The organism is Streptomyces sp. Y7, from assembly GCF_043195415.1.
GTDB lineage: Bacteria > Actinomycetota > Actinomycetes > Streptomycetales > Streptomycetaceae > Streptomyces.
This window is the reverse complement of sequence record NZ_JBIDDQ010000011.1, coordinates 192,230-212,560: the sequence shown is the minus strand read 5'-3', so window position 1 is coordinate 212,560 and position 20,331 is coordinate 192,230. Positions and strand designations below refer to the sequence as shown.

Genomic DNA, 20,331 nt, shown 5'->3' with positions numbered 1-20,331 from the left:
AAACCTGCGCGTGACCCTTGGTTATCCATAGGTGACCAGAAGGTGAATTGCGGGGGCGGATGAGGCGCGAATGAACAGGAACGTACGATCGGTGACCGTGCAAGGTTCGGATAGCTCTTCCCGTCGCGGCCGTCGCTCATCCACCATGGGCGGCATGCCACTCAACGACATGCCGTGGTGGCGCTGGCGCAGCAATGTGCGCTCCGCGCTGCACATGCTCTCCGACCCGGTGTTCCAGCGCGACGTCTGGCTCGCCGGGGTCGACGGCTACGGCGACGTGACCGACGCCGTCTACCGCCTGGTCGAGGACACCTGGCTGGACAACTGGTCCGCCGAGAAGTACGTCGGCACGATATTCAGGGACTCGCAGGAGGCGGCGCTCGTCGACACCGCTGTGCTGCGGGTGCTGCGGATCATGCACCAGGTCGGCCCGGACGCGCCGGTCTCCGCCTACATGGAGAACCAGCAGTGGCCGGAGGCGGTGCGGGCGGCGCGGGACGCGCACGTGCGGATGGCCACGGCCGACGGCGAGGACCCGGAGGCTCCGCCGCGCACGCTCGAGGTGCTGCGGATCATGACGCGTTCCGCGTGACGGTCCCGCCCGTGCCGGGCGGACGGTCCGGGGAGCGGGACGGCCGCCCGCCGGGGGCGTGGGATATGGGACCCTGTGCTGCATGAACGAGCAGTCCACCCGAGCCGCGGTTCCCGCCGAACAGTACGTCCTGACGCTGTCCTGCCCGGACAAGCAGGGCATCGTGCACGCCGTGTCGAGCTACCTCTTCATGACCGGCTGCAACATCGAGGACAGCCAGCAGTTCGGCGACCACGACACGGGACTGTTCTTCATGCGCGTCCACTTCTCGGCGGAGGCGCCGGTGACGGTGGACAAGCTGCGGGCGAGCTTCGCGGCGATCGGTGACTCCTTCCAGATGGAGTGGCAGATCCACCGGGCCGAGGAGAAGATGCGGGTCCTGCTGATGGTCAGCAAGTTCGGGCACTGCCTGAACGACCTGTTGTTCCGCGCCAGCATCGGGGCGCTGCCGGTGGAGATCGCCGCCGTGGTGTCCAACCACACCGACTTCGCCGAACTCGTGGGGTCGTACGACATCCCCTTCCACCACATCCCGGTGACCAGGGACAACAAGCCCGAGGCCGAGGCGCAGGTCCTGGAGATCGTGCGCGGCGAGAACGTGGAGCTGGTCGTGCTGGCCCGCTACATGCAGGTCCTCTCGGACGACCTGTGCAAGCAGTTGAGCGGGCGGATCATCAACATCCACCACTCGTTCCTGCCGAGCTTCAAGGGCGCGAAGCCGTACCACCAGGCGCACACCAGGGGCGTCAAGCTCATCGGCGCGACCGCGCACTACGTCACCGCCGACCTCGACGAGGGGCCGATCATCGAGCAGGAGGTCGAGCGGGTCGGGCACGGCGTCACCCCGGACCAACTGGTGGCGGTCGGGCGGGACGTGGAGTGCCAGGCGCTGGCGCGAGCCGTGAAGTGGCATGCGGAGCGTCGGATTCTGCTGAACGGGCGGCGGACGGTCGTGTTCGCCTAGCAGCTCGGGGCCGACTGGTCCGGGGCGGCTGCGGGTGTTTCGTGGTCGCTCGCGCAGTTCCCCGCGCCCCTGAAGGGCGCGTTCAGTGCACGTACCGCAAGGGGCGCGGGGAACTGCGCGACCGGCCCCCACTCGCCCGCAGCCGCCGACGAATCCGTGCCCGACCCCTCACATCCGGCTCAGGCTCGCCGCCGCGAACAAGACATCCCTGATCGCCGTACGGTCCCCGACCTGGCCCGCCGCGGCCTCCTCCGGCGGCACATGGCCCGCCGCCAGCCGGCAGAACTCCGCGCCGTCCAGCGCCACATGGGCCACCTCGTGCTCCGCGGAGCCCACCGCCGCCGGTGAGTCCAGCGGGATCAGCCACTCGCCGCCGCCCGAACCCTCGATCTCCAGCCGCAGGCTCCGGCCGGGCTCGCCGGCGGGCACGAGATGGCGGTGCGGACCCGGCGTCGGGGCCGCGAGTCCGGCCTGGCGGCGGGCCGACAGCACCGTCGGGAGCATGCGGGCCGCCAGGTCGACCATGTGGTGCAGAGCGCTGCCGGACGGCGGATCGTACGGGTAGTCCACCGCGTCGGCGATGTCCTCGGCGTGCACCCAGCACTCGAAGGCGCGGTCCAGCATCGCGTCGTGCAGGGGCAGCTCGAAGTCGCCGTAGGGCACGGACAGTCCGCCCGCGCCGCCACCCGTGAAGGACACCGTGCGGACCAGGTCGTGGGTCTGCTCGCGCCAGGGGGCGCGTACCGCGCGGGTCGGCGGGTAGTGCGAGGCCCGCCAGTACGCCTCCGTGCGCCCGGACGGGGTCGCCCGGTCCGCGGCCACCTCGCCCATCGGGTCCGCGAGTCCGAGGGCGACGGCCACCAGTCCGTCCACCGTCAGCAGATGCGCGATGACCCCGGCGACGGTCGTACGGCGGCTGGTCGGCTCGTCCCCGCGGAACCACCGCAGCCGCACGGGCGCGTGCCACTCGGCGTCCCCGAAGTCCTGGAGCAGCGCGTCGAGGCGGGCCGTCTCGGCGTCGTACGGCGCGGCCCAGTCGGGTACCGGGATGCGCGGCGGGCGCCGCTCCAGGCAACCCTGGAGGACGCGGGCGCGCAGGGACGGGTCGAGGTCGAGGCTCTCGGCGGGGTGCAGCAGGCCGACGGCCTCGCGCAGCCGCAGTGCCTCGTCCGCGCAGGAGCCGCAGTCGCCGAGGTGCTCCTCGACGGCCGCCGTCTCCTGGGGCGAGCAGGCGGCCAGCGCCCACGCGCCGAGCAGTGACTTCAGCACACGGTGGTCCAGGGCGAGGGGGGCGGGGCGCGGCACCGCGTCGGGCAGCGGTTGTCCGGTGTCCTCGACGGAGGCGCGGGGCAGGGGTATGCGGGGCGGGCGGTCCGGGGCGGGCTTCGTCGCGGGGTGCTGGTCGTCGCCGTCGCCGCTGCTGTTCATGCCGTCGGCCGCGCGGCTCGCGTCCGCGGGACCGTTGTCCTCCTGGTCCTGGTGAGGTCCGTCGCCGTGGGGCGAGCCGTCGTACGGCTTGTTGTCGTCGTCGTTGTCATCGTTGTCGTACGCCTCGAAGCGTCCGGCGTCGTTCATGCCGCACCCCCGTATCCCGGCGGAGCGCCCGGGGCGGTTCCGGCGTCATGGGCGGTGGACAGCAGTTGCAGGCCCAGACGCAGCCGGCGGCGGGCCTCGTCCTCGGTGACGCCGAGGTCGACGGCGGTCTGGCGGTAGTCGCGGCGCTGGAAGTAGGCCAGCTCCAGGGCGGCGCGCAGCGGTACGGGCATGGACTGGACGATGTAGTCGGCGCGGGCGGCGACCGAGGCGTGCCGCACCTTGCGCTCCAGCTCCTCGGTGGAGCCGTGGCCGGCCTCGGCGAGGGCGGCGGTCTCGGTGGCGCGCAGCCGCTGCACGGCGAGCCGGTGGGTCAGGGTGGCGACCCAGGAGCGCAGCGGGCCCTGCTTGGGGTCGTAGCCGTCCGGGTGCTCCCAGACATGGGCGAAGACCTCGCGGGTGATGTGGTCGGCGGCGCGCTCGTCGCCCAGCACGGTGTGGGCGAGGCCGTGCACCAGGGAGGCGAACCGGTCGTAGAGCTCGCCGAGGGCGGCCGCCTCGCCGCGCGCCAGCCGCTGCTGCATCTTGCGGTCCCAGCGGGGCGGTGCGTCCTTCTTCGCCATAAGGCCCCCCTCACGGGTCCGTCCCGGTCCAGCGTGCGTCTGCCGTCTCCCCGAATGTAGTCGGCACGGTCCGACGCGCACGCCCCTTTGTCGCAATGTGCGCCCCTTGTAGAGCCATGGCTGGTGACACACCTCGCACTCGTGATAGGGGCCCCTCGCGTGCGGGAGGAGACGCGCGCATCGCTCGGCTACCCGGTCACCACATGATCAGACACGATCGAACAGGATCGAATGCGATGGAAACAAGCCTTTTCTGATCGGTGACCGTTTTCTGGAGGGTGTTTCAGGGAACAGCCGCTGGGCAGCCGCGCTGCAAGGAAGCGTAGGTGGCGCTTCCGTTTCAGCGAGCGAGGGGCATGGTGGTGACGTTCAAAGTGACCGGCGGCGAACGCGGCGACTGGGCCGTGCTCCAGGTGTCGGGCGAGCTGGATCTGGTGACCTCGCCCGGATTGCGCCAGCACATCCACGACGTGGTGGCCGAGGGACGTCACAGTCTGGTCCTCGACCTCTCCGAGGTCCTGTTCTGCGATTCCAGCGGGGTCGGCGTGCTCATCGCCGCCCGCCGGCTGATCCGCTCCTGCCAGGGCAGCCTGCGGCTGATACTCCCGGCGCAGGGCGCGGCGGAGGGGTCGCACGTGAACCGGGTGCTCGGCGCGCTCGGGGTGCGCCGGCTCTTCGACGTGCATCCCGACCTGGCGACGGCCGTCAAGGACGAGGCCGGCCCGCTGTCCGCCTGAGCGCCCGCCCCGCGTACGCCCTTCCGCACGTCTGTGCCACATCGTTGTCCCAAAATTCCCCCGGTCTTGGCACAACGGCCCCTTTCCCGCGCCCGGACGGCTCTCGGCGTCGTACGCTCCGTGACAGATGAACCCGACGACGTGAGGCGGCCCGAAAAGACATGGTCAGCAGCGAGTACGAGCGCAGGATCGCGGCCCGGTTCGCCACCTTCGACCAGGACGGCAACGGCTACATCGACCGGGAGGACTTCGTGGGGGCGGCCAAGGCGCTGCTCGCGGAGTTCGACACCACGGCCCGCTCCGACAAGGGCCAGGCCCTGTACATCGGCGCCGAGGCGTTCTGGCAGGGCATGGCCGGGATAGCGGACCGCGACGGCGACCAGCGGATCACCCGCGAGGAGTTCGTGAACGGCGCGGTCAAGCGCCTGCGCGACAACCCCGACCGGTTCGCCGAGATCGCCCGCCCCTTCCTGCACGCCGCCCTCGCCGTGGCCGACACCGACGGCGACGGCTCCGCCACCCTCGCCGACACCGCGCGCGTGCTCGTCTGCCTCGGTGTGCCGCGGGACGTGGCGCAGGCCGCCGCGGGCACGCTCGACGCGGACGGCGACGGCAAGGTGGCCGAGGGCGAGGTCGTCACCGCCTTCGCCCGCTACTTCACCGTCCCCGAGTAGCCCGGCGCCTTTCCCGAGTACCGCTCCCTGAGCTTGTACTTGAGGACCTTCCGCAGGGTCTCGTTGCGCGGAAGGGCGTCCACCACCTCCAGCTGCTCCGGCAGCTTGTGCGTCGACAGCCCTTCCCCGCGCAGATACGACGTCAGAGCCTCCAGGGTCAGCCCCGGGGCGCCGGCCGGCTGCTCGACGACCGCGCAGACCCGTTCGCCGCGCTCCGCGTCCGGCAGCCCGATGACCGCGACGTCCCCGACGGCCGGATGCCGGTGCAGCAGATCCTCGATCTCCTTCGCCGAGATGTTCTCGCCCTTGCGGATGATCACGTCCTTCAGCCGGCCGGTGAGCACCAGATGCCCGCTGCCGGTCAGGTGCCCGAGGTCACCGGTGCGCAGGAAACCGTCCTCGTCGAAGGCCGCCGCCGTCTGCGCCGGATCCAGATAGCCCCGGCACACCGCCTCGCCGCGCAGCCGCACCTCCCCCTCGACGATCCGGATCTCCATCTCCCGCGGCGGCCGTCCCTCCGTCGTCGCCAGGTTCTCCGCCGTGTCGTCCGGCGCCCCCATCGTGATCATCGGCACCTCGGTCATGCCGTATCCGTGCGTCAGCTGCACGCCCATCTCGCGGACCACGCAGTGATAGAGCTCCGGCGGCTTCGGGGCGCCGCCGCCCGCGAGCAGCCGCAGCGTGGGGACGGCCTTCGCGCCGTCGGGCTGCCTGCGCTGTTCGGCGAGGAACATCGAGTAGAACGCCGTCGAGCCACCCGCGATGGTGACGCCGTGCCTGCGGTACCCCGCCAGCGCGTCGGGCATCGCGAACTGCTCGAACAGCACCGCCGGGAAGCCGTACAGCAGGACCATCACCATGTAGTCGGGGCCGCCTATGTGGGCGTAGGGGAAGGCGATGGAGCCGACGTCCGCGGACGTGGGGCGCAGGGCGTGGCCGAGGCAGGAGCCGCCCGCGATCAGCGAACGGTCGGTGTGCAGGACGCCCTTGGGATCCGAGGTCGTCCCCGAGGTCCAGTAGATCCAGCGCACCGAGGTGCCCTCGGCGGGCGGCGGGGGCAGCACGGCGGGATCGCCGTCGGGCAGGGTGCCGTACGCCTCGAAGATCCCCTTCGCGCCGAGGCGCCGGGCCATCTCGGTGTGGTCGAAGCCCCGCCACACGCCCGGCACCGCGAAGAACTCCGCCTTCGACTCCCGCAGCGCGAAGCCGACTTCGCGGTCCCGGTAGAAGGGGATGACCGGCGACTGCACGGCTCCGAGGCGTGCCAGCGCGAAGGACAGCAGGGCCGTCTCGACGCGGGTCGGCAACTGCCAGGCGACGACCGTGCCGGGGCGTACGCCCATGTCGTACAGGCCGGCCGCGACGCGTTCGGCGCGCGCGTGCAGCGCGCCGAAGGTGAGGGTGCGGTCGTCCTGGAGGAGGACCGGACGGTCGGGGGTGAGGCCGGCGCGGCGGGCGAGCAGGTCCCAGAGGGTACGGGAGGAACTCAGGGCGTGCGCGGTGTCGTTCATGACGGCCCCCTGCCACCAAGCGGTCGTGGTCTCGACGACATAGCTGACGATGTGTCAGATCGTGGGCAGAGCGTAGGGCGGGATGCCTTGTCGGTCCAGGGGTGCGGGACTTAGCCTTCCCGCAGGGCTATAGCTGACGCGTCGTCAGATATGGAGGACGGCATGGACCTCGCGTACACGCCGGACGAGGAGGAGTTCCGGGCGCGGCTGCGGGAGTGGCTGGCCAAGGCGCTGCCCGCACTGCCCCCGAAGCCGTCCCCCGAGGACTGGCCGGGACGCCGCGCCTACGACCTCGGCTGGCAGCGCACGCTGTACGACGCCGGGTACGGCGACGTCCACTGGGACGCGTCCCCGACCCTGCGGCTGATCTTCCTGGAGGAGACCGAGAAGGCGGGCGCCCCCTATGTGGGCGCGGGCTTCGTCGGGCTGCTGCACGCCGGGCCCACCATCGCCGCCGAGGGCACCGGCCGGCAGCGGGAACGCTGGCTGCCGCCGATCCTGCGCGGCCAGGAGGTGTGGTGCCAGGGCTTCAGCGAACCGGACGCCGGGTCCGACCTCGCGGCACTGCGCACGCGCGCGTACCGGGACGGCGACGACTACGTGGTCAGCGGATCCAAGATCTGGACCTCGCACGCCGAAGTCGCCGACTGGTGCGAGCTGTTGGTGCGCACCGACCCCGCCGCCCCCAAACACCGCGGCATCAGCTGGCTGGCCATGCCCATGGACGCGCCGGGCATCACCGTACGCCCGCTCAAGACCCTCGCCGGCACCACCGAGTTCGCCGAGATGTTCCTCGACGAGGTGCGGGTGCCCGTCGCCAACCGGGTCGGCGCGGAGAACGACGGCTGGCGCGTGACGATGGTGACCCTGTCCTTCGAGCGCGGCACGGCCTTCGTGGGCGAGGTGGTCGCCTGCCGCCGGGTGCTGCGCGACCTCGCCGCCGAGGCCCGCGACAACGGCCGCTGGGCCGACGCGGTGCTGCGGCGCAGGCTGGGGCGGCTGAACGCGGAGTTCCGGGCGCTGTGGCGGCTGACGCAGTGGAACGTGAGCGAGGCGGAGGCCGCCGACGGGATACCCGGCGTCGGGGGTTCGGTTTTCAAACTGAGGTACTCGCACGCCCGCCAGGAGCTCTTCGACGCCGCCGCCGACGTGCTGGGGCCCGCCTCGCTGGACCTCGACCGTCCGTGGATGCCCGACCGGCTGTCCTCGCTGTCGTACACCATCGCGGCGGGCACCTCGCAGATCCAGCGGAACATCGTGGGTGAGCGGATTCTCGGGCTGCCGAAGGAGCGGTGACGCATGCGTTTCCAACTGACCGAGGACCAGCGGGCGTTGCGTGCGGGGGTGCGGGAGCTGCTGACGCGGCGCTTCGGCCCGCAGCAACTGCGCGCCGCCGTGGAGCAGCCCGGGCGACTGGAGAGGGGGCTGTGGCGCGAGCTCGGCGCGGCCGGGTTCTTCGCGCTGCGGCTGCCCGAGCCGGCGGGCGGCGTCGGACTCGGGCTGCCGGAGGCGGTGTTGGCCTTCGAGGAGGCCGGGAGGGCGCTGCTGCCGGGGCCGCTCGTGGCCACCCACCTCGCGGCGGGCGAGGTGCCGGGCGCGGCCACGGGGGAGACGGTCGTGACGGACGTCGGCGGGCGCGGGCTCGTGGAATGGCTGACCGGGGCGGACGTCGTCCGGGGCGACGCGACGGGTGCGCTGCCGCTGCGGTCGGTCGATCCGCTGACCCCGCTGCACCGGGTCCCCGGCTCCCCTTCGGACCGGATTCCCGCAGCGCCCGGAGCCGGCCCCGTCGCCGTGCTCCTGACCGCCGCCGAACAACTGGGCAGCGCCACACGCGCGTGCGAACTCGCGGCGCAACACGCCCGGACGCGTGAGCAGTTCGGGCGGCCGATCGGAGCCTTCCAGGCGGTGAAGCACCTGTGCGCGGAGATGCTGGTGCGCACCGAGACCGCCCGCGCCGCCGTCTACGCGGCCGCCGTCACCGCCGACCCGGCCGACATCGACACCGCGCGGCTGCTCGCCGACGAGGCCGCCGTGCGCGGCGCCCGCGACTGTCTGCAGGTGCACGGCGGCATGGGATTCACCTGGGAGTTCGAGGTCCACCTGCATCTGAAACGCGCATGGGTGCGAACGCATCGTACGAGTGACGCTACGGAGAGTGAGGAGCGATTGGCCGCCGAGCTTCTCGTCGAGACGGCGTGAAGGCCTCTGGTCTGCGGTATCGCCGACGGCGCCCGCGCGGATGTCGCGGATCGTGGCATACCGGAATCACGGAGCGTTGATATCGGGTTGTGTCCTATGCGTGACTCGTCACGGCCTGGAGTCGGCCGCCTGCTCCGGTACCTTGTGTGAGATGCGAGTGGTTCCGAGCACGAGCCATGCCGGAGTTGCCTTCGAGGCGGCTCCGGATCCGGCGGTGCGCGCCGCTGCTCGCAAGGCGCGAGGGCGGTCGGCCCCCGCCTGTTCGACTCCCCGCGACAAGCGTCGCACAGTATGCCGCACGGGTACTCCTTCACGCTGGAATATGCCCGAAGCGCTTGTTGGGGTGACTGTACGTCAACCATGCTGTCAGCTAAGGGATTCACGTTCCGTGACCCTGGCTCCGGCCATTGATCTGGTCATGAAGAGAATGGCTAGGATCGTGGCCCTCGTGAGGCGCGGGGCTTTGTGTCCGCCGGTTCGGATGGTGTGAGCGGTGCAGGTGCTTCAAGTGCAGCTGGAGATCCGGCCCGACCCCGCTGAGGTGGGGCGAGCCCGGCGGTGGGCCCGCTCCCGGCTCGCCGGTTCCGGGATAGGCGCCGACGAACCGCTCGCCGAGACCCTGATCCTGCTCGTCTCCGAACTCGTCACCAACGCCGTCGTGCACACCGGCTGCCCGGCCGTGCTGCGCCTGTCCCTCCCCGGAGCGGCCCAGGACGCCGCCACCGTCCGCCTGGAGGTGGCCGACCGCAGCGGTCGCGCACCCGTGCCCCGCTGCGCCGACGGCGACGCCACGGGCGGCCGGGGCCTCGCCCTCGTCGACGGCCTCGCGGACCGGTGGGGCTGGTGCTCCGAGGGGGGCGGCAAGCGGATCTGGTGCGAACTGGACCGCACCGCCGACTCGCAGGGCGCCGCGGCGGCCTACGGCAGTGGATCCTCGGCGTACGAAGGGCTCGCGTACGAGGCGGTGTGACGGGCGCACGGCCGTTCAACTCCGGCGGATCCGGAGCACGGTTGCAGAAAGCGCTGTCCCCTCGGCTCGGGTATGTAGGGATGCGCCCGGGCATGCTTCTGTGCGCGCCTTCGAAAAATGGGGCGTAACTAACAAATCTCCGAGTGGGTGTTGACGCCGCGTGTCCGGCTGATCACGCTTGTGGTCAGCGATTCGCCGTGAGGGGACGACGAGGACTTCGGTGACGGAAGCCCTTGCCGAGCGTGGGTCGTGAATCGGCGTCGGTCTCCTTCGGGGCCGGGGGAGACCGATGGGTGGGTACGCCGGAGTCGGATGGCGGCGCGCGGTGCCGTGCCCGGGGTGGATGGGGTGCCTCCCGTCCGGGCGCGACCGAAGGCTGGGGGAGCCGCGCCGCCAGCCGGCCTCACCCGACGTCAGAGCACTGCCACGGGTGCGACGGGCGTCCCCGTGCCGCCGACGAAGGGCTCGGGCATCGCCGACAGCAGAAACGCGTAGCGGCCCTCTTGTCCACAGGCTGTGGACAACTCTTCGAGATTCCAGTTCTGCCCCTGGAGCATCCCCATCTCCACCAGGTCGAGGGCGTGCACCGGCAGCCACAGATCCTCCGTCTCGGGCGGAAAGATCTCGAACGTGAGGGTGTCGTTGGCGACCGCCGCCACGTCGCGGGCGTGGAACCACTCCGGCGTACGGATCGAGAGGCCGGGCGAGGGATAGCCGTACGCGTGCTTGTCGCCGGCGAGATACACCTGGATCTGCCCCGTCCGCACGAGCACGACGTCGCCCGCACGCACGCGCGTGCCCGCGAGTTCCTCGGCCGCCTCCAGGTCCTCCGGGGTGACCGCGTGTCCGCCGTCGAGCCGGGCGACGCCACGCGCGCGTGCCACGTCGAGCAGCACCCCGCGCGAGACGATGTGCCGCGCCTTGTCGATGCCGCTGAACTCGGCGCCGCCGTGCGCGGTGATGGTGCCGGCGGGACGGCCGTTGTAGAGCCGGCCCGAGTGCGAGACATGGGTGAGCGCGTCCCAGTGGGTGGCCGCCTGCAGGCCCATGGTCACGGCGTCGTCGCTGCACGCCACGGTTCCGGGCCCGAACAGCTCCTGGTTGATCTGCACCATCGTGTGCAGGGGGTTGACGCGTCCCGGGATCATCCCGCTCTGCACGCCGTCCTCCTTCAGTGGCAGGGCGAGCGGGACGCGACGGCCGGTGCGGACGCAGGCCGCCGCCTCGCGGACGACCTCGTCGGTGATGAGGTTCAGGGTGCCGATCTCGTCGTCGGCGCCCCAACGCCCCCAGTTGTTCACGCGCTTGGCGATCTCGTGGAACGCGTCCGGCAGTGACATGAGTCCCTCCCCGGGGCTTGTCTCCGCGTATCTGACGGGTCGTAGAATCAAGTCGAATCTAACGGACCGTCAGAAACTGCGGGAAGGGGCCGGGGCGTGGGGAACTTCTTGGCAGGCAAGGTCGTCGCCGTGACGGGCGCCGGGCGGGGCATCGGAAGGGCGGTCGCGCTCGCCGCCGCGGCCGAGGGCGCGCGCGTGGTCGTCAACGACTACGGCGTGTCCATGGACGGGGCCTCGCCCACGAGCGAGGTCGCCGAGGCCGTGGTCAAGGAGATCGAGGCGGCGGGCGGGGAAGCGGTCGCCGTCGCCGACGACGTCTCCACGATGGCCGGCGGCCAGCGGATCGTGGACACGGCGCTGTCGTCGTACGGACGCCTCGACGGGGTCGTGTGCGTCGCCGGGATCCTGCGCGAGCGGATGCTGTTCAACATGACCGAGGAGGAGTGGGACCCGGTGGTCGCCACCCACCTGAAGGGCACGTTCACCGTGTTCCGCGCCGCCTCGGCCGTGATGCGCCGGCAGCGGGCCGGGACGCTGATCGGGTTCACCAGCGGCAACCATCAGGGGTCGGTCTCGCAGGCCAACTACAGCGCGGCCAAGGGCGGGATCATCTCGCTCGTGCGCAGCGCCGCCCTCGGGCTGCACAAGTACGGGGTGACGGCGAACGCCGTCGCGCCGGTCGCCCGTACCCGGATGTCGGCCAACGTGCCCATGGAGCTCGCGGAGATCGGGGAGCCGGAGGACGTGGCCGCGCTCGTGATCTACCTGCTGTCGGACGCGGCTCGGGAGCACGGGGTGACGGGGCAGGTGTACACCGTCGCCGGGCCGAAGATCGCGGTGTGGGCGCAGCCGCGGGAACTGCGTTCCGCCCATGCCGAGGGTTCCTGGACGCCGGAGCGGATCGCGGAGGTGCTGCCGGGGACCGTCGGGGTGGATCCGATGCCGATGCTGGCAAGGGTGGAGGCGATGGAGAGGGCGGCGCGCGCCGGGAGCCGGCCGAACGCCTGATGGCTCGGGGGCGTGCTGGGCCGGCGGGCGCGGGCCCGGTGTGGCTGATCGCGCCCACGCGGCGGAGCCGCACATCGGCACAGCCCCGCGCCCCTGAGGTGGGAGATCCGACCGTCGCTTGGGAGGTTGCCGTGGACTTTGAATTCGCCGCCGAGGACGAGGAGTTTCGTGAGGGCGCGCGGGCCTGGCTCTCCGAGAACACGGAAAGCGCGCAGGACCGTCGTGCCTGGGAGCGCGCCCTCGGGAAAGCCGGGTGGATCGGGCTCGGGTGGGGTCAGGGCGGGTACGGGAACCGGGTCGGCACGCTCACCCAGCAGGTCGTGTGGGCCGAGGAGTACGCGCGGTCGGGGGCTCCGGCGCGGTCCGGGCACATCGGGGAGAAGCTGCTGGCGCCGACGCTGCTCGCGCACGGGAGCGAGGAACAGAAGGCGCGGTTCCTCCCGCCCGTCGCGCTCGGGGAGGAGCTGTGGTGCCAGGGGTACAGCGAGCCCGGGGCGGGGTCGGACCTCGCCGGCGTGCGGACGAAGGGCGAGCGGGCCTCGGACGGGACGTACCGCGTCACCGGGCAGAAGATCTGGACCTCCCTCGCCCACGAGGCGGACTGGTGCTTCGTGCTGGCCCGCACCGAGCCTGACTCCCGGCGCCATCACGGGCTGAGCTTCCTGCTCGTCCCGATGGACCAGCCGGGGCGTGTCGAGGTGCGGCCGATCCGGCAGATGACCGGTACGAGCGAGTTCAACGAGGTCTTCTTCGACGGTGCGCGCGCGGAGCACGTCGTCGGTGGTGAGGGCGCGGGCTGGCAGGTCGCGATGAGCCTGCTCGGCTTCGAGCGGGGGGTGTCCACGCTCGCCCAGCAGATCGGGTTCGCGGGGGAGTTGGCACGGGTCGTGGCCGCGGCGGTGCGGTCCGGCGCGGTGGAGGATCCCGTGCTGCGCGAACGGATGGTGCGGCAGTGGGCCGAGCTGCGGGTGATGCGCTGGAACGCCCTGCGCACGCTGGGCAGTTCGGGCGACGCGGGCGCGCCGAGCGTGGCCAAGCTGCTGTGGGGCGGCTGGCATCAGCGGCTCGGGGAGCTGGCGTTGCAGGTGCGCGGTGCGTCGGCGAGCGCGGGCCCGCGGGAGTGGACGCCCTCGGCACCGTACGAACTCGACGCCGCTCAGCACCTGTTCCTCTTCTCCCGGGCCGACACGATCTACGGCGGTTCGGACCAGGTACAGCGCACGATCATCGCCGAGCGGGTGCTCGGTCTGCCCAGGGAGCCCAAGGGGGTCGTCTGATGCGCGCAGTGATGTTCGACGGCAAGCGGGTCGAGGTCGTGGACGATCTGGAGGTGCGGGACCCGGGGCCGGGTGAGGTGCTCGTGTCCATCTCGGCGGCCGGGTTGTGCCACAGCGACCTGTCGGTGGTGGACGGGACCATACCCTTCCCGGTTCCTGTGGTTCTGGGCCATGAGGGGGCGGGGGTGGTGGAGGCCGTCGGTGTGGGCGTCACCCATGTCGAGCCCGGAGATCATGTGGCGCTGTCCACGCTCGCCAACTGCGGTGCGTGCGCCGAGTGCGACCGGGGGCGGCCGACCATGTGCCGGCAGGCCATAGGACGGCCGGGAAGGCCGTTCCGGCGGGGCGAGCAGGCCGTGTTCCAGTTCGCGTCCAACTCCGCCTTCGCTGAGCGGACCGTGGTGAAGGCCGTCCAGGTGGTGCGCATCCCCAAGGACATTCCGCTGCCGTCCGCCGCGTTGATCGGTTGCGGGGTGCTGACCGGCGTGGGAGCCGTGCTGAACCGGGCGCGGGTCGACCGCGGTGACCGGGTGGTCGTGATCGGCGCCGGCGGGATCGGGCTCAACGTCATCCAGGGGGCGCGGATCGCGGGCGCGCTGCGGATCGTGGCCGTGGACGCCAACCCGGCGAAGGAGGCGGTGGCGCGGCAGTTCGGGGCCACGGACTTCCTGACGTCGGTGGAGGGGGTACGGGAACTGCTGCCGACGGGGGCGGACCACGCCTTCGAGTGCGTGGGGCGCGTCGAGTTGATCCGGGCCGCCGTCGACCTCCTCGACCGGCACGGGCAGGCCGTGCTGCTCGGGGTGCCGGCGGCCACCGCCGAGGCGTCCTTCCTGGTGTCGTCGATGTACCTGGACAAGTCGATCCTGGGCTGCCGGTACGGCTCCTCCCGGCCGCAGCGGGACATCGCCCTGTACGCGGAGCTGTACCGGGCCGGGCGGCTCATGCTGGACGAACTGGTGACGCAGACCTATCCGGTGGAGGAGTTCGAACGGGCGGCGGCGGACGCGGAGGCGGGGAAGGTGGCGCGCGGGGTGCTGACGTTCTGAGGCCCCGGTGGCACCGCCGCCGCTGCGCACGGGTCCCTTCCGGCGCCGGTGCCACCGGGTCACGCGGCCCGTCGTGACGGCTCGCGGCGGGGTTTTCCACAGGCCCGGAAATCGGCTGCCGTGTTGTCGGCGGCGGCACTTACCGTCAACTGCATGACCTATCGAGACGTCGCCTCCAAGCAGGTGCTGATCTGGGCCTGCACCGCCGTCGCCGCCCGCATGCCGGTCGCCATGACGCCGCTGGCGCTGGTGTTCCTGGTCCGGGAGCGGCCCGGCGGCTACACCCTGGGCGCGACGCTCGCGGCGGCCTATGTGCTCGGCGAGATCATCGCCGCCCCGGTCCTCGGGATGCGGCTGGACCCGGCTCGCGGCCGACGTCATCTGGTCGTCGGACTCGCGGGCGGGGCCCTGGGGTTCACCGGACTCGGGATCTTCGCCGACTCACAGCCCGTGGTGCTGGGGGCGTTCGCGTTCCTGTCCGGGGCCGCCCCCTCCGCGGCCGCCGGAGGGCAGCGGGCGCTGCTGACGTCCTTGGTTCCGGAACGTGCCGTGGCCCAGGCGCTGTCCGCCGAGTCGATGCTGATGTCCGGTGTGTGGGCCGTCTCCCCGGTCGCCGTCGCCGGCCTTGCCCTCGGAGTCGCGCCCCGGGTGCCGTTGCTCCTCGCGGCCGCCTGCATGGCGGCGTCGATCGCGGGCCACTGGCTGCTGCCCGCGGGCTGGGCCGGCGGCGGACAGGACGGGGACACCGGCCGGGTGAAGACCCGCGTCCTGCTGCACGCCTGGCCGGTGTACGTCACCGGCGCGGCCAGCATCACCCTGCTCGGCCTGACCGAACTCACCCTGCCCGCCCTGGTGGAGCAGCGCGGCATCGGCGTGGGCTGGTCCGGCCCGCTGCTGGCGGGCATGGCGATCGGGGCGGGACTCGGGGCGTTCCTGTACGGGCTGCGCTCGTGGCCGGGACGGCTGCGCTCGCGCAGCGCGGTGCTGATCTGCGGCATGTCGGTCTTCGTGGCGCTGGTCGCGCTGATACCGGGCGCCGCCGGGATGGCCATCGCCCTCGTCCTCGCGGGCATGCTCCAGTCCGGGGCGCTGATCACCCGCAACCTGTCCCTGCGCGAGGCCCTGCCGCAGAGCGCCCTGGCCGCCGGGTACTCCGTGCTGTACGCAGCCGCCGGCGCGGGCTACGCGGCGACGGGTTCCCTCGCGGGCGGTCTGCTCCAGGTGGTCGCGCCGTCCACGGCCGTCCTGGCCGGTGTGTCGCTGACCCTGCTGCTCACCCTGATCGGCTGGTGGGGAGAGGCCCGGCGGGACGTCTCAGGCGCGGCCGGCGACCTGGCCGTCGGCCTTGCCGGCGGCGCGGAAGGTGCGCCGATAGCTGGTGGGCGTGACCCCGAGTGCCGCCTGTAGGTGCTGGCGCATCGACTGGGCCGTGCCGAAGCCCGCGGCGCCGGCCACCTGGTCGACCGAGAGGTCGGTGGACTCCAGGAGGTGGCGGGCGCGTTCGACGCGCTGCTGGGTGAGCCACTGGCCGGGGCTGACGCCGACCTCCTCACGGAACCGGCGGGTGAAGGTGCGCACGGACATGGCTTCCTGGTCGGCCATGTCCCGCAGCTGGATGGGCTCGTCGAGCCGGCCCAGGGCCCAGGCGCGGGCCGTGGTCGTCGACGACTGCTGCGGGTCGGGGACCGGGCGGTGGATGTACTGCGCCTGGCCGCCGTCGCGATGGGGCGGCACGACCGTGCGGCGGGCCACCTCGGTGGCGATCGCCGTGCCGTGGTCGCGGCGCACCATGTGCAGGCACAGGTCGATCCCGGCGGCGACCCCGGCCGAGGTCAGCACGTCGCCGTCGTCGATGAACAACACGTCCGCGTCCACCTTGATCCGCGGGAACAACCGTTGGAAGCGCTCGGCGTCGGCCCAGTGCGTGGTCGCCGGGCGCCCGTCGAGCATGCCTGCCGCGGCGAGGACGTACACGCCGGTGCAGATGGAGGCGAGCCGTGTGCCGGGGCGGACGAGGGCGAGCGCGGTGGCCAGCTCGTCCGTCAGCACGCCCTCCTCGAAGACCGGGCCGAGCTCGTAGGACGCCGGGATGATCACGGTGTCGGCGGTGGCCAGCGCCTCGGGGCCGTGCTCGACCTGGATCGCGAAGTCGGCGTCGGTCCGTACGGGGCCCGGCGGCCGGATCGAGCAGGTCACGACCTCGTACAGATGCCGCCCGCGCGCGTCCTTGGGTCGGCCGAAGATCCGGTGCGGGATGCCCAGCTCGAAGGGGAGCAGCCCGTCCAGCGCGAGGACGACCACGCGGTGCGGGCGGAATTCCGACGGCGGACGGCGCTCCGGTTCACGACTCATGGCCCGATCCTAACGAATGCTGTCCTTCGGGCCAATGGATCCGGATCGGCGCAGGCCCGAAGCTCGTTGTCGTGACGCAGACAACCCCCGCCACCGCCGCCACCGCGGCCACGTCCCCGACGAGGCCGCGTCGTCCCCGTTTCCACCGCGCCTGGTTCGTCGCCGCCGTCGCCTTCGTGACGATCCTCGGCGCCGCCGCCTTCCGCTCCCTGCCGGGACTGCTCATCGACCCGCTGAACGAGCAGTTCGGCTGGTCGCGCGGCACGATCGGGGCCGCCGTCTCCATCAACCTCGCGCTGTACGGCCTGACCGCTCCCTTCGCCGCCGCGCTGATGGACCGTTTCGGCATCCGCAGGGTCGTCGCGGCCGCCCTGACCCTGATCGCCGTCGGCTCGGGTCTGACGTACTGGATGACGGCCGCCTGGCAACTGCTGCTGTGCTGGGGCCTGCTGGTGGGACTCGGCACCGGCTCGATGGCGCTGGCCTTCGCCGCCACGGTCACCAACCGCTGGTTCACCGAACGGCGCGGTCTGGTCACCGGCATCCTCACCGCCGCCTCGGCCTCCGGCCAGCTGATCTTCCTGCCCCTGCTGTCCTGGATGGTCGAGAACCACAGCTGGCGCCCCGCCGTCGTCACGGTCGCCCTCGCGGCCCTCGCGGTCGTCCCCTTCGTATGGTTGCTGCTGCGCGACCACCCGGCCGACGTGGGCCTTGCGCCGTACGGCTCGAAGGAGTTCGTGCCGAAGCCGCCGCCCGCGCAGGGCGCCGCACGCCGGGCCGTCACGGTCCTCTTCTCGGCCGCCCGCACGGGGCCCTTCTGGCTGCTGGCCGGCACGTTCGCGATCTGCGGCGCCTCCACCAACGGCCTCATCCAGACCCACTTCGTGCCCGCCGCCCACGACCACGGCATGCCCATCACGGCCGCCGCCTCGCTGCTGGCGGTCATCGGCGTCTTCGACGTCGTCGGCACGATCTTCTCCGGCTGGCTCACCGACCGCTTCGAACCCCGCCGCCTGCTCGCGGTCTACTACGCCCTGCGCGGCATCTCGCTGCTCTTCCTGCCGATGCTGCTCGCGCCGAGCGTCCACCCGCCGATGCTGTTCTTCATCGTCTTCTACGGCCTCGACTGGGTCGCCACCGTCCCGCCCACCGTCGCCCTGTGCCGTGAGCAGTACGGCGAGGACAGCGCGATCGTCTTCGGCTGGGTCCTCGCCTCCCACCAGGTGGGCGCCGCACTGGTCGCCTTCGTCGGCGGAGTCGCGCGGGACGTCTTCGGCACGTACGACATGGTCTGGTACGCCTCCGGAGCGCTGTGCGCGGCGGCGGCCCTGATGGCGCTGGTGATCCGGCGGCGGCCGGCGGGGGTGGGGATGGCGGCCTAGCGGCGGAACGGCCCCGAGGGGAAGGTCCGGCGGCGAGACCGGTCGGCGGCGGATGGGTCTGGTGGAGGGCGGACGGGGCTGGTGGAATGCGGACGGGCCCGGTGGAGGGCGTGGCACGAAGCCCGACGGGGGGGCGGCCCGAGAGTCCGACGGGGTGGCGGGTGCGGTCCGAAAGGCCCGCCGGGGTGGCGGGTGCGGCCTGAAAGGCCGACGGGTGGCGGAGCCCCGACCCAAAGCCCGACGGGGTGGCGGGACCAGTCCGGAAAGCCGGACGGGGTGGCGGGAGCGGTCCGGCCGTCCGGTGGTGCTGCGGGCTAGAGGAAGCGCCCCTTGTGGAACAGCAGCGGCGCCTCGTCGCCGTCGCTCACTCCGAGGGCGTCCACCCGTCCTACGACGATGAGGTGGTCGCCGCCCGTGTGCACCGCGTGGATCGTGCAGTCGATCCACGCGAGCGTGTCCGTGAGGCGGGGGGAGCCGGACACGGGGGCGGCGTCGTAGGCCACGCCGGCGAACTTGTCCGCCCCGCTCACCGCGAAGGCGCGGCACAGCTCGCCCTGTCCGGCGCTCAGCACGTTCACGCAGAACACGCCCGCGCGGGCGATGCGGGGCCAGGTCGTCGACGTACGGCCCACCATGAAGGCGACCAGCGGCGGGTCGAGGGAGAGGGACGAGAAGGACTGGCAGGCGAAGCCGGCGGGGGAGTGCGGGGCCTCGGCGCCGGCCGGTGCCGTCACGACGACCACGCCGGTGGCGAAGCTGCCGAGCACCCGCCGGAACTCGTCCTGCCGGATCGGCGCGCGCTCGTCCTCGCCGACACAGCGCAGCGCGGGGCGCGGCAGCGCCTGCACGGGCGGCGCGTCGGCCGACCTCAGATAGCGGACGGCGGCGGCCGCCATCCCTGCGTGTCCCATCACGACACCCATTGAAACTGACGACTCGTCAGATGGGAAGGGGCGTGCGAGGAGTGGGCACGGCCTGCGTACGCTGCGCACATGGGGTGGGGAGACACAGCCGGCGGCCCGGAGGGTGACAGACCTGAGGGCGGCAGACCGGGCGAGATGGTGCAGTGGTTCGTCGATCTGAACGCGGCGGCGGCTTTGTGTGCGGCCCAGATGCCGGCGATCGGACTCGTCTGGTGGATCAGCGCCGAACTGGGTGACGACTACGGCGGCAGCCCCTACACCCTGGCGCTCGCTCTCGTACTGGCCGCACTGCTGGTCGTGGCTCCGCTGGTGCTGCCGTTCGTCGGACTCGTGCAGGCGGCCGCCCACATAGTTCCGGGGGGCTGGCTCGCACGTGTGGTCACTCGCCATGTGCGCGGGCCTGTGTGGGCCTGGCACATGGTGTGCAGCGCGCTGCTGGGTGTGGTCTGGGCGGGGCTCGCCGCTCTGGTGTGGGACTGGCGGTTCACCGTCGTGGCGCCCCTGTTCGCGACCCTCGGTGTGCTGCCCGTGCTCGGCCTGGGGTACTTCCGCAGGCGGGCCCGGGGCACGGGCCGGCGGCAGGGGTTCTGGGCCGTGTGGCTCCTCTCGCTCTTCGGTTCCGTCACCCTGTTCCTGCTGGTCTTCGTCGGTGGTGTGCTGGGCACGCTCACCGGGCTCATCGGGTACGGGCCGCCCGAGCTGTCCACCGCGCAGCTCACCGGGGTGTGGCGCGGGGCGGACGGTGCGGCGCTGCGGCTGGATCCCGAGGGGAAGGCCGAGCTGACCAGGCTCGCGACCGAGTCCGAGTCCGAGTCCGAGCCCGAGTCCGGGTCCGAGCCCGGGTCCGGGTCCGAGCCCGGGTCCGGGTCCGGGTCCGGCGACCGGGCCACCGACGCGATCGATGTGTGCGACGGTCCCGGCAGCTGGTCGGTGGAGGAGCGGGGCGGCCGCGACGCCGTGGTCGTACGTCTCGACGGCACATGTGGGCGGGCCACATGGTGGACGATCGGCGGCACGGAACGCGAGCCTGAGCTCTTCGCCCGGTTCGGGGATCCTGATGCCGGAGAGGTGTGGATCCTGGTGCGGGGCTGAGTTCTGGGACGACCGCACCAGGGACGCCCGTATAGAGGACGACCGCACCAGGGACGCCCGTATCGAGGACGACCGCACCAGGGACGCACCAAGGGCTCACAT

At 72.2% G+C, this 20,331-nt stretch carries 19 protein-coding genes; 13 read left to right on the top strand and 6 right to left on the bottom strand.

The features are described 5' to 3' along the window. The first annotated feature begins 91 nt into the window (after positions 1-91). Positions 92-592: a hypothetical protein gene (locus ACGFW6_RS26530; RefSeq protein ID WP_393514699.1), complete on the top strand. Its 501-nt coding sequence runs from the start codon at positions 92-94 to the stop codon at positions 590-592. Between the two features lie 82 nt (positions 593-674). Beyond that, on the top strand, positions 675-1,556 hold the full coding sequence (gene purU, locus ACGFW6_RS26525; protein ID WP_393514697.1) for a formyltetrahydrofolate deformylase: 882 nt from the start codon (positions 675-677) through the stop codon (positions 1,554-1,556). Positions 1,557-1,724: 168 nt separating this feature from the next. Here the strand turns inward: purU and ACGFW6_RS26520 are convergent, their stop codons facing one another. Both ACGFW6_RS26520 and ACGFW6_RS26515 read right to left on the bottom strand, forming a co-directional pair. After that, on the bottom strand, positions 1,725-2,984 hold the full coding sequence (locus tag ACGFW6_RS26520) for a maleylpyruvate isomerase N-terminal domain-containing protein (protein ID WP_393514765.1): 1,260 nt from the start codon (positions 2,982-2,984) through the stop codon (positions 1,725-1,727). Between the two features lie 143 nt (positions 2,985-3,127). After that, entirely contained in the window at positions 3,128-3,712 is a 585-nt protein-coding gene (locus ACGFW6_RS26515) for a sigma-70 family RNA polymerase sigma factor (protein WP_393514694.1), read from the bottom strand. Between the two features lie 356 nt (positions 3,713-4,068). On the opposite strand from ACGFW6_RS26515, the gene ACGFW6_RS26510 reads away from it, so the two are divergent. After that, positions 4,069-4,449 carry an STAS domain-containing protein gene (locus tag ACGFW6_RS26510; protein ID WP_393514762.1) on the top strand — a complete coding sequence of 127 codons (381 nt, stop codon included), beginning with the start codon at positions 4,069-4,071 and terminating at the stop codon, positions 4,447-4,449. 161 nt (positions 4,450-4,610) lie between these two features. Further along, on the top strand, positions 4,611-5,123 hold the full coding sequence (locus ACGFW6_RS26505; protein ID WP_393514691.1) for an EF-hand domain-containing protein: 513 nt from the start codon (positions 4,611-4,613) through the stop codon (positions 5,121-5,123). Here ACGFW6_RS26505 and ACGFW6_RS26500 read toward each other — a convergent pair. Then, positions 5,102-6,634: a class I adenylate-forming enzyme family protein gene (locus tag ACGFW6_RS26500; RefSeq protein ID WP_393514688.1), complete on the bottom strand. Its 1,533-nt coding sequence runs from the start codon at positions 6,632-6,634 to the stop codon at positions 5,102-5,104. The two genes, ACGFW6_RS26505 and ACGFW6_RS26500, sit on opposite strands and share 22 nt — an antisense overlap. 162 nt (positions 6,635-6,796) lie before the next feature. Between ACGFW6_RS26500 and ACGFW6_RS26495 the strand changes: the two genes are divergently transcribed. The 3 genes from ACGFW6_RS26495 to ACGFW6_RS26485 all read left to right on the top strand — a co-directional run bounded on the left by ACGFW6_RS26495 (position 6,797) and on the right by ACGFW6_RS26485 (position 9,806). Then, positions 6,797-7,930, top strand: a complete 1,134-nt coding sequence (locus tag ACGFW6_RS26495; protein WP_393514685.1) for an acyl-CoA dehydrogenase family protein — start codon at positions 6,797-6,799, stop codon at positions 7,928-7,930. A gap of 3 nt (positions 7,931-7,933) precedes the next feature. Further along, on the top strand, positions 7,934-8,836 hold the full coding sequence (locus tag ACGFW6_RS26490) for an acyl-CoA dehydrogenase family protein (RefSeq protein WP_393514682.1): 903 nt from the start codon (positions 7,934-7,936) through the stop codon (positions 8,834-8,836). Positions 8,837-9,344: 508 nt separating this feature from the next. Continuing rightward, positions 9,345-9,806: an ATP-binding protein gene (locus tag ACGFW6_RS26485; protein WP_393514759.1), complete on the top strand. Its 462-nt coding sequence runs from the start codon at positions 9,345-9,347 to the stop codon at positions 9,804-9,806. Between the two features lie 413 nt (positions 9,807-10,219). Here the strand turns inward: ACGFW6_RS26485 and ACGFW6_RS26480 are convergent, their stop codons facing one another. Continuing rightward, on the bottom strand, positions 10,220-11,146 hold the full coding sequence (locus ACGFW6_RS26480) for a cyclase family protein (RefSeq protein ID WP_393514679.1): 927 nt from the start codon (positions 11,144-11,146) through the stop codon (positions 10,220-10,222). A 96-nt stretch (positions 11,147-11,242) separates the two neighbouring features. Here ACGFW6_RS26480 and ACGFW6_RS26475 point away from each other — a divergent pair, with 96 nt between their 5' ends. The 4 genes from ACGFW6_RS26475 to ACGFW6_RS26460 all read left to right on the top strand — a co-directional run bounded on the left by ACGFW6_RS26475 (position 11,243) and on the right by ACGFW6_RS26460 (position 15,887). Continuing rightward, positions 11,243-12,154, top strand: coding sequence for an SDR family oxidoreductase (locus ACGFW6_RS26475; RefSeq protein WP_393514676.1), 912 nt, complete (start codon positions 11,243-11,245; stop codon positions 12,152-12,154). A 131-nt stretch (positions 12,155-12,285) separates the two neighbouring features. Then, positions 12,286-13,431 (top strand): acyl-CoA dehydrogenase family protein, encoded by a 1,146-nt coding sequence (locus ACGFW6_RS26470; protein ID WP_393514673.1) that lies wholly within the window; start codon positions 12,286-12,288, stop codon positions 13,429-13,431. Then, a complete protein-coding gene (locus tag ACGFW6_RS26465; protein ID WP_393514670.1) occupies positions 13,431-14,480 on the top strand; it encodes a Zn-dependent alcohol dehydrogenase in 1,050 nt (349 codons plus the stop codon). Before ACGFW6_RS26470 ends, ACGFW6_RS26465 begins: the two co-directional genes overlap by 1 nt. 153 nt (positions 14,481-14,633) lie before the next feature. After that, entirely contained in the window at positions 14,634-15,887 is a 1,254-nt protein-coding gene (locus ACGFW6_RS26460) for an MFS transporter (RefSeq protein WP_393514667.1), read from the top strand. Here ACGFW6_RS26460 and ACGFW6_RS26455 read toward each other — a convergent pair. Next, a complete protein-coding gene (locus ACGFW6_RS26455) occupies positions 15,795-16,832 on the bottom strand; it encodes a GlxA family transcriptional regulator (RefSeq protein WP_393514664.1) in 1,038 nt (345 codons plus the stop codon). The two genes, ACGFW6_RS26460 and ACGFW6_RS26455, sit on opposite strands and share 93 nt — an antisense overlap. 71 nt (positions 16,833-16,903) lie before the next feature. Between ACGFW6_RS26455 and ACGFW6_RS26450 the strand changes: the two genes are divergently transcribed. Then, the gene (locus tag ACGFW6_RS26450; protein WP_393514661.1) at positions 16,904-18,214 is read left to right on the top strand and encodes an MFS transporter; all 1,311 of its coding nucleotides are present in this window, start codon (positions 16,904-16,906) and stop codon (positions 18,212-18,214) included. 314 nt (positions 18,215-18,528) lie between these two features. On the opposite strand, the gene ACGFW6_RS26445 is transcribed toward ACGFW6_RS26450, so the two are convergent. Beyond that, entirely contained in the window at positions 18,529-19,125 is a 597-nt protein-coding gene (locus tag ACGFW6_RS26445; RefSeq protein WP_393514756.1) for a flavin reductase family protein, read from the bottom strand. Positions 19,126-19,206: 81 nt separating this feature from the next. Here ACGFW6_RS26445 and ACGFW6_RS26440 point away from each other — a divergent pair, with 81 nt between their 5' ends. After that, positions 19,207-20,229 (top strand): hypothetical protein, encoded by a 1,023-nt coding sequence (locus ACGFW6_RS26440; RefSeq protein ID WP_393514658.1) that lies wholly within the window; start codon positions 19,207-19,209, stop codon positions 20,227-20,229. Positions 20,230-20,331 lie beyond the last annotated feature (102 nt).

Excerpts from the sequence above, each read along its gene's own strand:
- purU (WP_393514697.1), top strand. The coding sequence starts at position 675 with ATGAACGAGCAGTCCACCCGAGCCGCGGTTCCCGCCGAACAGTACGTC.
- ACGFW6_RS26520 (WP_393514765.1), bottom strand. The coding sequence starts at position 2,984 with ATGAACAGCAGCGGCGACGGCGACGACCAGCACCCCGCGACGAAGCCC.
- ACGFW6_RS26515 (WP_393514694.1), bottom strand. The coding sequence starts at position 3,712 with ATGGCGAAGAAGGACGCACCGCCCCGCTGGGACCGCAAGATGCAGCAG.
- ACGFW6_RS26510 (WP_393514762.1), top strand. The coding sequence starts at position 4,069 with ATGGTGGTGACGTTCAAAGTGACCGGCGGCGAACGCGGCGACTGGGCC.
- ACGFW6_RS26505 (WP_393514691.1), top strand. The coding sequence starts at position 4,611 with ATGGTCAGCAGCGAGTACGAGCGCAGGATCGCGGCCCGGTTCGCCACC.
- ACGFW6_RS26500 (WP_393514688.1), bottom strand. The coding sequence starts at position 6,634 with ATGAACGACACCGCGCACGCCCTGAGTTCCTCCCGTACCCTCTGGGAC.
- ACGFW6_RS26495 (WP_393514685.1), top strand. The coding sequence starts at position 6,797 with ATGGACCTCGCGTACACGCCGGACGAGGAGGAGTTCCGGGCGCGGCTG.
- ACGFW6_RS26490 (WP_393514682.1), top strand. The coding sequence starts at position 7,934 with ATGCGTTTCCAACTGACCGAGGACCAGCGGGCGTTGCGTGCGGGGGTG.
- ACGFW6_RS26480 (WP_393514679.1), bottom strand. The coding sequence starts at position 11,146 with ATGTCACTGCCGGACGCGTTCCACGAGATCGCCAAGCGCGTGAACAAC.
- ACGFW6_RS26465 (WP_393514670.1), top strand. The coding sequence starts at position 13,431 with ATGCGCGCAGTGATGTTCGACGGCAAGCGGGTCGAGGTCGTGGACGAT.
- ACGFW6_RS26460 (WP_393514667.1), top strand. The coding sequence starts at position 14,634 with ATGACCTATCGAGACGTCGCCTCCAAGCAGGTGCTGATCTGGGCCTGC.
- ACGFW6_RS26455 (WP_393514664.1), bottom strand. The coding sequence starts at position 16,832 with ATGAGTCGTGAACCGGAGCGCCGTCCGCCGTCGGAATTCCGCCCGCAC.
- ACGFW6_RS26445 (WP_393514756.1), bottom strand. The coding sequence starts at position 19,125 with ATGGGACACGCAGGGATGGCGGCCGCCGCCGTCCGCTATCTGAGGTCG.
- ACGFW6_RS26440 (WP_393514658.1), top strand. The coding sequence starts at position 19,207 with ATGGGGTGGGGAGACACAGCCGGCGGCCCGGAGGGTGACAGACCTGAG.